This is a genomic window from Frankia sp. CcI49 (assembly GCF_001983215.1).
In the GTDB taxonomy this organism is placed as follows: Bacteria; Actinomycetota; Actinomycetes; order Frankiales; family Frankiaceae; genus Parafrankia; species Parafrankia irregularis.
The window spans coordinates 122,772-135,774 of the sequence record NZ_MOWP01000001.1 but is presented as its reverse complement, the minus strand read 5'-3'; the positions used below and the strand labels follow the sequence as shown (position 1 = coordinate 135,774).

The following is a 13,003-nucleotide window of genomic DNA, read 5'->3' as shown; positions in this document are numbered from 1 at the left end:
CGGCGCACCGGCGGGGCAGACTGGCAGGGTGGGGCAGGTCTGGCGCGACGTCGAACGGCCGGAGCGGACAGCCCGGAGCATGTCGCCGGGCCGGGATCCGCCCAGGTCGCCGACACCTTCGCCGGTCCGTTCGGTGGTGCTCGCGGAGTCCGAGCGCACCCGGGTGACCCGGATGCCGGGTCCCTCCGGTCCGCTGATCCGCAAGGAGGTGCTGGGCCGGGGCGCGAACCGGCGGCTGCGGCATGAGACGGAGATTCTCAGAAGGCTGACCGGCGTGGAGGGCGTCGTCCAGCTTGCCGCCGCGGCGGATGCCGAGCACGAGGCGGGCATCGAGCCGGACGCCCGCGCCGAGCCCGCGGCCGCGTCCGTGTCCGGAGCGGCGGGTGAGCTCGGGCTGGGAGGCAAGAAGAGCCCGGGATCGATCCTGCTGAAGGACGTCGGCGGCACCGCACTCTCCACCTGGCGCACGCCGCTCGAACCGGACCTGCTGCTTGTCGTCGCCGAGTCGCTGGCCCGGGCGGTCGCGGCGATGCACCACCGCGGCATCGTGCACCGTGACATCAGCCCGGCGAACATCGTGGCCACCCCGGACGGCGAGGTGTGGCTGATCGACTTCACGCTCGCCACCACGCTCACGTCGACGCGCAGCGAGTTCACCCACCACTGCGCGATCGTCGGCACGGTCCCCTACCTCGCGCCGGAACAGACCGGCCGGACCAGCCGTCCCGTCGACGAGCGCGCCGATCTGTACGCCGTCGGCGCGACCCTGTACGAGCTGGCGACCGGAGCGCCGCCGTTCGGCGCGGACGACCCGCTGCGCATCATCCACGACCATCTGGCCCGGGTGCCGGTCCCGGCGTCGGAGCGAAACCCGACTGTGCCCCGGGCGCTGGCGAAGGTCATCGCGCACCTGCTCGAGAAGGAACCCGATGATCGCTATCAGAGCGCCGAGGGGCTTGCGCACGACCTCGCCCTGGTCCGCCGCGGAACGCCGCCGGCCCGCCCCGGAGCCCACGATCGGTGGACTCGTCAGCTGAGGTCCTCCAGGCTCATCGGCCGCGACCAGGAGATCGACGAGCTTCGTGGCGCCTTCCTGGCGGTCATGGCGGGTCACCCGCGTTCCGTCCTCGTCGACGGCGAGGCCGGGGTCGGGAAGACCGCCCTGGTCGACGAACTGAGGCTGATCGCGGCCGGTCACGGCGGCTGGTTCGTGGCCGGGAAGTTCGACCAGCACCGACTCGACCAGGCGTACAACGGCTTCCTCCAGGCGGTTCGGGCGCTCGGCCGGCTCCTGCTGGCCGAGCCCGAGGAGCGCCTGGCCGAGTATCGGGAACGGCTACGCCATGGCCTGGGCCGCAACGCGGGCCTGGCCGCCGCCGCGGTGCCGGAGCTGGGGGTGCTGCTGGACGTCCAGGCCGCGCCGGGTGATGTGATGACGAGGCGAGCCCGCGCGGCGCACACCGGCCTCGAGATCCTGCGCGCCGTCGCCTCGACCGAGCGCCCGGTGGTCTGCTTCGTGGACGACCTGCAGTGGGCCAGCCGCACCCCGATGGGCATCCTCGACCCGATCTTCAGTGGAAGCGCGGCTGTCGACGGGCTGCTGTTGATCGGCGCGTACCGCGACAGCGAGATCGGCGCCACCACCCCGCTGGCGGAACAGCTAGGTCGCTGGCTGCTCCAGCCGCGCGGACCGCGCAAGCTGCGGCTGGAGAACCTCCCACCGACGGCCCAGGCGGCGCTGGTGGCGGACATCCTGCACGTCGCGCCGGGGCCGGCGGCCGAACTGGCACGCATACTCGCACCGGCGGCCGGGGGAAATCCGCGTGACACCGTCGAGCTCCTCAACACCCTGCGCGACGAGGAGCTTCTGCACTTCGCCGCGGGCGGCTGGCGGTGGGATCGGGAAGCACTGCGCCACCGCCTGCATCGGATCAACTTCACCGAACTCCTGACGGCCCGGGTCGCCGGGCTGCCGGGTGTCGCCGTGGATCTGCTCGCGTCGGTGGCCTGCCTGGGCGCCCATGCCGATCTGGATCTTCTGGCCGCCGCGGCCGCGCTGCCGATCGACAAGGTGGAACAGCGGCTCGCCATGGCGATCGAGGCCGGGGTGCTGGTTTCCGAGACCGCGGCCGGCGGACGGCAGTCGGTGCGGTTCCAGGACGACCGGACCCGCCAGACGGCACTGGCCAGCCTCAGCGAGCAGTCACGGGACGCGACGCACCTGAGGCTGGCCCGGAACCTGGCCGGCGATCCAGAAGACCCGAACAACTCGGAAGCGGAGTATCTCTCCGTGGCGGCAGAGCAGTATCTGCCCGTCCTCGGCGCGGTCCACGACCCGGCCGAGCGGCGCCGGGTGTCGGCGCTTCTGCGAAGGGCAGCGGGCGAGGCGAAGGTGCTGTCCAACCATGCCCAGGTCGAGAGGTACACGGCCGCCGCCGCGACGCTTCTCGATCCGTCCGACGTCGACGAGCTGCTGGCCATCCACATCGAACGGCACGCCGCCCTGTGCGACCTCGGTCGGCTCGAGGAGGCCGACGAGGTCTACGAGATCATCGACCGGTTGTGCACCGATCCGCTCCGGCGCACGGCCCCGACCGTCGTCCAGATCAGCAGCCTCACCAATCGCCGGCGTGCGGCCGAGGCGGTCGACCTCGGTGTCGAGCAGCTGCGGCGCCTCGGGTTGACCGTCCCGGGCCGAGAGCAGCTGGACGCGGAGATCGACAGCGGCCTCGACGCCGCCTACCGATGGATCGACACCACGAGCGACGCCGATGACCTGCGGCGCGCGGAGCTGGTCGACCGGGTGCGACTGAGCATCATGAATATGATCAATGCCCTCTCGCCGGCGGCGTTCTTCAGCGACCACACGATGCTGGCCTGGCTGAACGTACGGACACTGCAGATGTGGGCAGAGGACGGCCCGGACCGCGCCCTGCTGGGCCCGGCGAGCCATGCCGCGATAGTGACGGTCAGGCACCGAGCCGACTACCGCACCGGCCACCGCATCCTGCGTCGCCTGCTCGCGGTGGGCCACGCGCGGGGCTACGAGCCCGAGGTCTGGCTGGCCGAGTTCCACTACCTGATCACATCCGGCCACTGGTTCGAGCCTCTCGAGCAGAATCTGGCCGCCACCCGCCGGGCGCTGGACGAGCTCCTTCGCAGCGGCGACTACCAGGCCGCCTGCTGGGCCCACCAGTGCCTGCTGTTCAACCTCCTGGACTGCGCGACCTCACTCGACCTCGTCGCGACCGAGGCCGAGGTGGCGATGACGCTGGCCACCCGGACCGGCAACCACCGGGCCGAGGAGTCCGTGAGCACCTTCCGCCGGCTCGCGGCGGCTCTGCGCGGTGAGCTCGAGGAGCGCGGCATCGACGAGACGGCCATGCTCTCCCTCATCGCCGGCAACTCGGTCGCCGTCGTGCACTTCCACCTCAACAGTGCGATCGCCGCCGCTGTCTTCGACCGCCCGGACGAGCTGACCGAGCACCTCGCCGCCGTGGAACCGCTGCTCGCCCCGTTCGAGGCAAGCTACGTGATCGTCGCTGGCCGTCTGCTGCGGGTGCTGACGCTGGCGCGGGGCATCCGCTCGGGGCACCGGCGGCCGGGAACCGAGCACCCGCCGGCCGGGAGACCACCGGCCCGTGACCCGCTGGCCGGGGTGCCGGCCGGCGATCTACTGAAGGAACTGGACGAGACGATCGCCTGGCTGGCCGCCCGCGCCGCCGACGCGCCCTTCAACTTCCTGCACCTGCTTTACCTGGCACAGGCAGAACGGGCCTGGGCCACCGACGACTTCCAGCGAGCCTCCTACTTCTTCGACGCGGCGCACCGGGAGGCCATCTCGCGGTCTCGGCCGTGGCACCTCGCGCTGATCCTGGAGGAGGCCGCCCACTTCTACCTGAGCCACGGCCTGGAGGTGGCGGGGCGGCTGCTCCTGGTCGGAACCCGTCGGGTCTACGCGGCCTGGGGCGCCACCGCGAAGGTCAACCAGCTCGACTGGGGAACCCCGGGCCTGCGGACCGGGCCACCGGCCGAGGAACTGCTCATCGGGGACCCGAGGAGGCGTGCGGACGGACGCTCGGTGGTCACGACGGGCACCATCGACCTGCGAGGCATCGTCGCCGCGTCGCGGGCGCTCAGCTCGGAGACAAGCGTGGCGGGCCTGCGGGCCACGGTCGTGGGGATCCTCTCCGAGATGACCGGGGCGACCGACGTCCACCTGCTGCTGCGTGACGACGAGAGCAAGGCCTGGACGGTCACGACCGACACCGGTCCCGCCATCACCCTGCGGGAGGCCGGCCAGCGCCATCTCCTGCCACCGTCCGTCGTCTGGTACACGGAACGGACCCGCGAGCCGGTTGTCGTCACCGATGTCGCCACCGACGAGCGGTTCCACCGCGACCCGTGCTTCTGCCCGCATGAACGTTGTTCGCTGCTCGCCGTGCCCATCTCGATCCGCGGCCGTCTCCGGGCGATGCTGCTGCTGGAGAACCGCATGATCAGCCACGCGTTCTCGGTGGACCGCCTCGAAGGGATCATGCTTGTTGCCAGCCAGCTGGCGGTCTCGCTCGACAACGCCCTGATGTACGCGTCGCTCGAACGCAAGGTGGATCAGCGCACCCAGCAGCTCGCGGCCGCGAACAGGCAGCTCAAGCAGCTTGCGGTGACCGACCCGTTGACGGGGCTCGCCAACCGCCGGCGGCTGGACGAGATCCTCGACCACGAATGGCATCAGGCCCGGCGGCGGGGATCACCCCTCGCCCTCGCGATGGTCGACATCGATCATTTCAAGCTTTACAACGATCACTTCGGCCACGCCGCCGGCGACCACTGCCTGCGGCTGGTCGCCCAGTGCCTCGCCCGCAGCCTGCGCGAGCCACTGATCGCCGCGCGTTACGGCGGCGAGGAGTTCGCCGTCGTCATGCCCGACACCAATGCCGCCGGTGCCGCCCGGCTGGCACGGCGTTGTTGTGCGGCCGTCGAGGCGCTGGCCGAGCCACACCCGAGGGCCGCCACGCGGGTCGTGACGGTGAGCATCGGCACGACAGCGCTCGTTCCCACCCTGCGGGACGACCTCACAAGCTTCGTCGAATGCGCCGACGCGGCGCTCTACCGCGCGAAGCGAGGCGGGCGCAACCGGGCCGAGGTCGTACTCGCCCGCCCGCATCCGGCGGCGCTCAGTACATCATCCGCGGGTCCCGGTAGTGCTTGAACTCCAGGAGGTTGTCCGCCGGGTCGCGCAGCACGAACGTGCGATGCTCCTCCGCGAGGCCTTCGAAGCGGGTACCGAGCGGCTGGAACACCGGGATCTTGCGGAGCTCGACCAGGCGCAGGAGCCGGTCGAAGTCCGCGGACCGGCGGAACGTCACCCCGAAATGGCGCGGGTAAAGCCCGAGCGGCGCCGCCACGGCCGGCCGTTCGGACAGATGGCAGACAAGCTGGTCGCCGAAGAAGTCCAGGGTGATCCGGTCGGGGTAACGCCGGGCCAGCTTGCAGCCGAGCCGGCCGACGTAGAACTCGACGGCCTCGTCCAGGTCGAAGGCCGGAATGGCGAGGTGGAAGGTGTCGCCGCGGTCACGCATGCGGTCCGGCCTCCACCCCGATGTCGAGCATCGTGTYGGAGCGCAGCCCCAGCCGCAGCGTCTCCAGGGCGATCACCTCGGCCGGCGCGATGTTGCCGAGGTTCACCTCCGTCCCGACCCGGCGCACGAAGTAGGTCTGCAGGGTCCTGGTCGGCGCCTCGAAGAGGAGGCGGTCGACCGGAAGGCCCGCGTCAAGAATGTCCTCGATCAACCCGAAGCGCAGCCGGCCGTCCGGCCGGCAGATGCCACTGCTCCCGCTTTCCCGGGCCTCGGCGATGACGAGCTCGGCACCGGCGTCCAGATCCGCGCGAATACAGTCGATCCAGCGTGACGGGGAGAGCCGTTCGGAGCGCTCACCATCCTTGAAACCGACCTCGCTCAGCACGGTGAAATCGTCGGCCAGCTTCCCGATGAACGCACACTTCTCCTGGTTGGAGAGGTCGATCGTCCCGTTCGAGACTTCTACATGGCTACATGAGTGACCGTGACAGAATTCACGGAAATCGTCAAAACGATTTTGCAGGATATGCTTCTCGAACAGCGTGCCACCGAAGAAGTAGCCTATTCCGAGCGCCCGCAGAGTCTCGATCTTGCGGTCGAGGTCGGCGGTGACAACGGACGTCCCCCAGCCGAATTTGACGAGGTCGACCAGGTCCGCCGCACTGGTCACCGCGTCCTGGAAGTAGCCGGTCGGGAGACCGTTGTCGATCACCATGGTGATACCTCGGGTACGGGGTCGCACCTGCCGTGATGGAAGCTGCAGCGCGGTCCGAGACATGTTCCTCCTTCGCYGGTCCGTCGAGGCAGACCTTCGCCCCGGGAGATGAAGAAATCCTGAGGGGAGAGTTCAGGATGGCTGCATGCAGTGCACGACACCAGCCTCCGGCAGTGATGACACAGAATCTGACAGGTTTAACGAGAACCTCATAAGCTGCACACAGAAGGAGCACAGAAGATTCACAGAATAAATGCATATCAGACCACTTCCCGGATGCGGTATTCAGTAGACGTTCAGACTTCCCAAACGCGGCCTTCAGGATGCACGTGAATTGTCTCAGCAATGACGAGGCGCACGGACGGGCCAGCCGATGAAGATCCCGGTGCGGCGGGTGACCAGGTCGGCCTCGAGTCCCTGATCAGCTGGATCGACGAACGTGCGCGGACCAGCGCCGACCAGGTCTACCTTCGCGCCGCGCGCACCGGCGGCCAGATCACCTACCGGCAGCTGGCCGACGCCGTCCGCCGCTGGTGGGGCGTGTTCGATCTGCACGGCGCCGGCCCGGGCAGCCGAATCGCCCTGGCGGTGGCGGACCCGCTCGACTTCGCCATCGCCTACCTGGCCACCGTCGCCGGCGACCGCTGCGCCGCTCCGGTGCCGGCCGGAGCCCCGGATCTGACCGAACGACTGGCCGGTCTCGAACCCGACCTCGTCGTCACGGCGAACGGCGTCATGGCGAACGACAACACCGCGAACGGGAGTATGGAGTTCCCCCGCGCGGGCGGTGTCCTGCTGGCCAGCTCCGGGACCACCGGCACTCCCAAGCAGGTGTTCCTCGGCGCCAGGCAGCTTCTCCACGTCGCGACCGAGATCGCCCGTCATCACCGGCTGACGCCTGCCGACATCGGTTACAACCCGCTCCCCCTGGTTCATGTGAACGCGGAGGTCGTCGGCCTGCTCGCCACCCTGGTCGCCGGCGGCGAACTGGTGCTCGACGCACGCTTCCACCGGCAGGGCTTCTGGAATCTGGTCCAGAACCACGCCGTCACCTGGATCAACGCGGTCCCGGCGATTCTGGCCATTCTGGCGCGGCAGCCGGCCCCGAGCGCCGCGCAGACCCGGACGGTGCGGTTCGTCCGGTCCGCTTCGGCCCCGTTGCCGGTCGCCGTGCTGGAGGCGTTCGAGACCGCCACCGGGCTGCCCGTGATCGAGACCTACGGCATGACCGAGGCGGCGAGCCAGATCGCGGCGAACCCGCTCGACGGCCGGCGACGTCCAGGGTCGGTCGGCCGCGCCGTCGGGACGCAGATCCGGATCGTCGACCGGCAGGGGCGCCACTGCCCGTGCGGGACGACCGGTCAGGTACAGATCCGCGGCGGCGGGGTGATCTCCGCCTACGCGACCGAGGCCGGCAACGACCGGTTCCGCGCGGGCGGCTGGCTCGACACCGGCGATCTCGGCCGGCTCGACGAGGACGGCTACCTCTACCTGGTCGGCCGCCGCGACGACGTCATCAACCGGGGCGGGGAGAAGATCTTCCCCCGTGAGGTGGAGGAGGTGCTGCTCGCGGACCCCCGGGTCACCTCGGCCGTGGTCTTCGGGCTGCCGCACGCCGTCCTGGGCCGGATACCCGTCGCCCAGGTCGTGCTCGCCGACCGCACCGCCGCCCCCGACCACACCGCCGACAGCGCCTCGGGGCGGGCCACGGGACGGACCGTGGCGCCGACGCGGAACGGCGCCGGCGAGGCCGCATCGACCCGCGAGCTGCTGGCCGACCTGTCCAGCCGGTGCGCCACGCGGCTGGAACGACACAAGCGCCCCGTCCGGATCGAGGTCGTCGACGACCTGCCGGTCGGGCCGACCGGCAAGGTGCTGCGCCGCCTGCTGGACCTCCCCGAGCCGGACCGCGGCCACGCGGCCGGTGACGGCCGCGGCGCGGCGTGACACTCGCGCCCGGCGCCGCGGAGCACGCTCCAGGTGACGCCCCGAACAGCACCTCCAGCGGCACGGCAGGCAGCACGGCAGGCAGCACGGCAGGCAGCAGGTCGGACAGTGCTCCGGCCGGCGGCGGCCGGCACGTCCACGAGGCCGATGTCGTCCGCGTGCTGACGTTCATCGCGGTGATCGGCGTGCACGCGACCGGCGGGACCGTCGACAACGGCAGCTATTCGGGCAACGCGGCCCTGATGCTGCTGCATTTCACCCGGGAGGCGTTCTTCGTTCTCACCGGCTTCGTACTCGTCCACAGCTACGCGTCGCGGCCGCCGCGCGGCGCGGGCCTTCGCCGTTTCTGGTTGCGGCGGCTGCTGCTGGTCGGCGTGCCCTATGCCGTGTGGACGGCGGTGTACGGCGCGTCGGCGGTGGTCGGCCGGGCGGAGACGGACGGCTTCCGCGCCGGCCTCGCCGAGCTCAGCCAGCTGCTGATCAGCGGCGACGCGCACTACCACCTCTACTTCCTGCTGGTCTCCCTGCAGGTCTACCTGGTTCTGCCGCTGTTGCTCACGCTCGTCCGCCGCGCCCGCCGCGCGCTGGGCCGGGTGCTGGCCGCCAGTGCCGTGCTGCAGTTCGGCATCCTGCAGGAGATCCAGTACGGCCCGCCGCGGCACGGGGTTCTCGGCTGGTTGCGGGAGAACTGTCACGCGCTGCTGCCGACGTACCAGTTCTGGGTCGTGCTGGGTGCGGTGGCGGCGATGCGGCTGGACGCCGTGCGGGCCTGGACGGGCCGGCACCGGCGGCTCGTCCCGCTGATCGTGCTGGGCGGCGCCGGAGCGGCCACCGGGTGGTACGCCGCCGTCGTGCGCAGCGGCCGCCCGCCCGCGTTCGCCTCGTCGGTGTTCCAGCCGGTGATGATCGTGTGGGGCACGGCGATCGTGGTCGGTCTCTTCACGGCCGGCCAGCTGTGGGCTGCCCGGCGCATCGCGGCCTCACCGCCGGACCGGCTGCTGCGGATCGGCTCCGAGTTGTCCTTCGGTGTCTACCTCGTTCATCCGATCTTCGTCGACACGCTCGTCGACTCGCTCCGCGGCAGGCTTCCCGCGCCCCTGTCCACGTTGATCATCATGGTGGTCGCGCTGGCCGCGTCGACAGCGCTGGTCGCCCTCGCCCGCCGCACCCCGTTGAGTCTGGTGGTGTCCGGCCGTCCGATGCGCCGCCAACCGCCCCAGAACGGCGATCCGGCGGCTCGCGCGACCCCTGCCCGCGTAGCCTCGACAGTCCCGGCACCCAACGTAACGATCAGGCCACGGTTGATCGGTGACGCGAAGGAGGTCCGCGAGGGATGAGCATCCTCGAAGGTTCGGACGGAGCCCTGCCACCACTCGGGCCACGACATCCCACTGACTTCGACGTCTTCTATCAGGGCACCCCACCGTGGGACATCGGCCGCCCCCAGGCCGCCTTCCAGGCGCTCGCGGACGCCGGCCAACTGCGCGGGCGGGTCCTCGACGTCGGATGTGGCACCGGTGAGCACGCCCTGCTCGCCGCCGGCCTCGGGCTCGACGTGGTCGGCGTCGACACCTCCGCGCTCGCGATCGAGCGAGCCAAGGCCAAGGCCGCCGAACGGGGCCTGCACGCCCGGTTCCGGGTCGAGAACGCACTGCGGCTCGCCGAACTGAAGGAGCGGTTCGACACGGTGCTCGACTGCGGGCTGTTCCATGTGCTGACGGACGAGGACCGCGAGGCCTTCGTCCGGGCCCTGCACTCCGTCCTCCACCCAGGTGGCCATTACTACATGCTGTGCTTCAGCGACCAGGTTCCCGGTGACATCGGCCCCCGCCGGATCAGCCAGGACGAGATCCGGAGCAGCTTCGCCGACGGCTGGCAGGTCGACGCGGTGGAACCGGCAACCCTGGAGATCACGTTCGACACGATGGGCGTCTCCGCCTGGCTGGCCTCGATCACCCGAAGCTGAAGCACCCGCAGCTGAAGCACCCGCAGTTGGAGCACCCGCAGTTGGAGCACCCGGAGCCGAGCACGCGGAATCCCACCGCCGAGAGCCCTGCGGATGCCGCCGGCATCCCCACCGGGCCGACACCGTTCCCCACCAGAAGCGAAACGCTCCGGAAAGAAAAGGGGAACATCTAGGACGATCGCGGCAGTTCGCCTAAAACCGCACTTCCACCAGGTCACGAAGCCCACCATGCTCCTGGGGAGAATCTTCCCTGAGGAGCAGAACACCTGTGGCAAAACTCAGCGCACGCCGCCTGATCACGGCGGCGAGCCTGCCGGCTATGGTCGCGGCCACCCTGACGGCCCTACCCAGTCCCGCGAACGCGCTCTCGGCCGACGTCGTCGTCTCCGCCGTCTACGGCGGAGGCGGCAACTCGGGCGCGACCATCAAGAACGACTTCATCGAACTGGCGAACCTCACGGCGAGCCCGATCAGCGTCGAGGGCTGGTCCATCCAGTACGCCTCGGCGGCGGGTGCCGTCTTCCAGCTGACCGCCCTGCACGGCTCGATCCCGGCCGGCGGCCGGTATCTGGTCCAGCAGGCCGCCGGCGCCGCCGGCACGCTCAGCCTGCCGACCCCCGACGCGACGGGCAGCATCCCGATGTCCGCGACCTCGGGCGTCGTCGCCCTGGTCACGAACACCATCCCGCTGGTCGGCTGCGGCATCTCCTGCTCCACCGCTCCGAACGTCAAGGACCTCGTCGGCTACGGCGCCACCGCCAACGTCGAGACCCTCGCCGCGCCCGGGCTGACCAACACCACGGCCGGGGCCCGCAGTGGCTCCCTGGTCGACACCGACAACAACTCGGTCGACTTCACTGCGGGCGTGCCGAAGGCCACCAACTCGGCCGGCACCACGGTGACCGCCACCGACGACCCGGGCGGCGGCCCGACCGGCCCGACCCCCGGCAGCACCCGGATCCACGACATCCAGGGCAGCGGCCGGATCTCCCCGATCGTCGGCCAGAGCGTCACCAACGTGCCCGGCATCGTGACCGCCGTCCGCACCACGGGCAGCTCCCGCGGCTACTGGATGCAGGATCTGACGGCCGACGCCGACCCGCTGACCAGCGAAGGCATCTTCGTCTTCACCGGCAGCACCTCACCCGCCGTCGCCATCGGCGACTCGGTGCTGACCACCGGCCGGGTCACCGAGTACCGCCCGGCCGCCGGCGCGCAGTCGCTCACCGAGCTCGGCGGACCGATCGCCACCAGCAAGCTGAGCAGCGGCAACGCGCTTCCCGCGCCGATCCCCGTCAGCTTCCCCGACGCCTTCACCAAGACGGGCTCCCTCGAGGCCCAGCCGCTTGAGCCGAGCTCCTACGTGCTCGACTGGCTGGAGATCCACGAGGGCATGCGGGTCACCGTCGCCCAGGACACCCGCCTCATCAGCCCGGTGAACACCGAGTTCGGCGAGCTGTGGGTCACCCTGAAGCCGACCCAGAACCAGACCCCGCGCGGCGGTTCGGCGTACGTCTCCTACGACGACCCCAACAGCGGCCGGCTGATGCTGCAGGCCCTGGACGGCGCCCCCGCCGCGAACGTCGGCTCCACCCTCGCGGCCGGTTCCGTCGGCGTCGTCGACTACCAGTCGTTCGGCGGGTACGTCATCCAGGCCACCACCCTCGGCACCATCACCGACGGCGGCCTCAAGCGGCAGAAGGTCACCCCGCCGAAGAAGACCGGCGACCTGTCGATCGCCACCTACAACGTCGAGAACCTCACCGCCGGTGACTCCGACGCCAAGTTCGCGCGGCTGGCCGAGGCCGTCGTCGTGAACCTCGGCAAGCCCGACATCCTCGCCCTGGAGGAGATCCAGGACAACAACGGCACGGTCAACGACGGCGTCGTCGCCGCCGACCAGACCGTCGCCAAGTTCATCGCGGCGATCGTGGCCGCCGGCGGCCCGACCTACGCCTGGCGTTCGATCGACCCGAACGACGGCACGGACGGCGGCGCCCCCGGTGGCAACATCCGCCAGGTGTTCCTGTTCAACCCGGCCCGGACGACCTTCGTCGACCGCGCCGGCGGCGACGCGAACACGGCCGTGAGCGTGCTCAAGGTGCGCCCGACCAGCAACCAGATCTACCTGTCGGCGTCGCCGGGCCGCATCAACCCGACGAGCTCCGCGTGGAGCACCAGCCGCAAGCCGCTGGTCGGCGAGTTCCTGTACGACGGGGACAAGCAGCTGTTCGTCGTCGCCAACCACTTCAACAGCAAGGGCGGCGACTACCCGCTCACCGCCGCGGTGCAGCCGCCGGCCCGCAGCTCCGAGACCCAGCGGACCAGCCAGGCGACCGAGGTCCGCAACTTCGTCGCCGACCTGGCCGCCAAGAGCGGCAACACCGCTCGCGTGGTCGTGCTCGGTGACATCAACGACTACCAGTTCAGCCCGACCCTGGCGACGCTGACCGACAACGGTGCGCTGCTCAAGCCGCTGATCAACGACCTGCCCGTGAACGAGCGGTACAGCTACGTGTTCGACGGCAACTCGCAGACGCTGGACCACATCCTGATCAGCCCGACCATCAAGGGCTACTCCTACGGTGTGGTGCACATCAACGCCGAGTTCTCCGACCAGGCCAGCGACCACGACCCGCAGATCATCCGGATCCTCACCGGGTGTGGCTCCGAGCCGCTTCCCGACCGCTGCCGCCCCGGCAGCCCCGTGGTGAACGTCCCGTAACCCTGATGGACGTCGAGTAACACCCATTCGCGGCAGGGTAGTGCGAAAGCGCCCGTCCCCTCACCGGG

Annotated in this window: 7 protein-coding genes; 5 read left to right on the top strand and 2 right to left on the bottom strand. The window is 70.4% G+C overall.

Annotated elements, in window-relative coordinates:
* Positions 1–79 precede the first annotated feature (79 nt).
* Positions 80–5,212, top strand: coding sequence for a diguanylate cyclase (locus CcI49_RS00485; RefSeq protein WP_076823676.1), 5,133 nt, complete (start codon positions 80–82; stop codon positions 5,210–5,212).
* Here the strand turns inward: CcI49_RS00485 and CcI49_RS00480 are convergent.
* Together CcI49_RS00480 and CcI49_RS00475 are read right to left on the bottom strand one after the other, a co-directional pair.
* Positions 5,178–5,582, bottom strand: coding sequence for a VOC family protein (locus tag CcI49_RS00480; protein ID WP_054564342.1), 405 nt, complete (start codon positions 5,580–5,582; stop codon positions 5,178–5,180). The genes CcI49_RS00485 and CcI49_RS00480 overlap by 35 nt on opposite strands.
* A complete protein-coding gene (locus CcI49_RS00475) occupies positions 5,575–6,360 on the bottom strand; it encodes a phosphosulfolactate synthase (protein WP_076823622.1) in 786 nt (261 codons plus the stop codon). The genes CcI49_RS00480 and CcI49_RS00475 overlap by 8 nt, the downstream gene beginning before the upstream one ends.
* 282 nt (positions 6,361–6,642) lie before the next feature.
* Here CcI49_RS00475 and CcI49_RS00470 point away from each other — a divergent pair, with 282 nt between their 5' ends.
* From CcI49_RS00470 to CcI49_RS00455, 4 genes are all read left to right on the top strand, one after another.
* Complete coding sequence (locus CcI49_RS00470; protein WP_054564344.1) at positions 6,643–8,244, top strand: AMP-binding protein; 1,602 nt, start codon at positions 6,643–6,645, stop codon at positions 8,242–8,244.
* On the top strand, positions 8,241–9,581 hold the full coding sequence (locus CcI49_RS00465; protein ID WP_076823621.1) for an acyltransferase: 1,341 nt from the start codon (positions 8,241–8,243) through the stop codon (positions 9,579–9,581). Before CcI49_RS00470 ends, CcI49_RS00465 begins: the two co-directional genes overlap by 4 nt.
* The gene (locus CcI49_RS00460; RefSeq protein ID WP_054564346.1) at positions 9,578–10,210 is read left to right on the top strand and encodes a class I SAM-dependent methyltransferase; all 633 of its coding nucleotides are present in this window, start codon (positions 9,578–9,580) and stop codon (positions 10,208–10,210) included. The genes CcI49_RS00465 and CcI49_RS00460 overlap by 4 nt, the downstream gene beginning before the upstream one ends.
* A gap of 268 nt (positions 10,211–10,478) precedes the next feature.
* Positions 10,479–12,935, top strand: a complete 2,457-nt coding sequence (locus tag CcI49_RS00455) for an endonuclease/exonuclease/phosphatase family protein (RefSeq protein WP_241839833.1) — start codon at positions 10,479–10,481, stop codon at positions 12,933–12,935.
* The last annotated feature ends 68 nt before the right edge of the window (positions 12,936–13,003 follow it).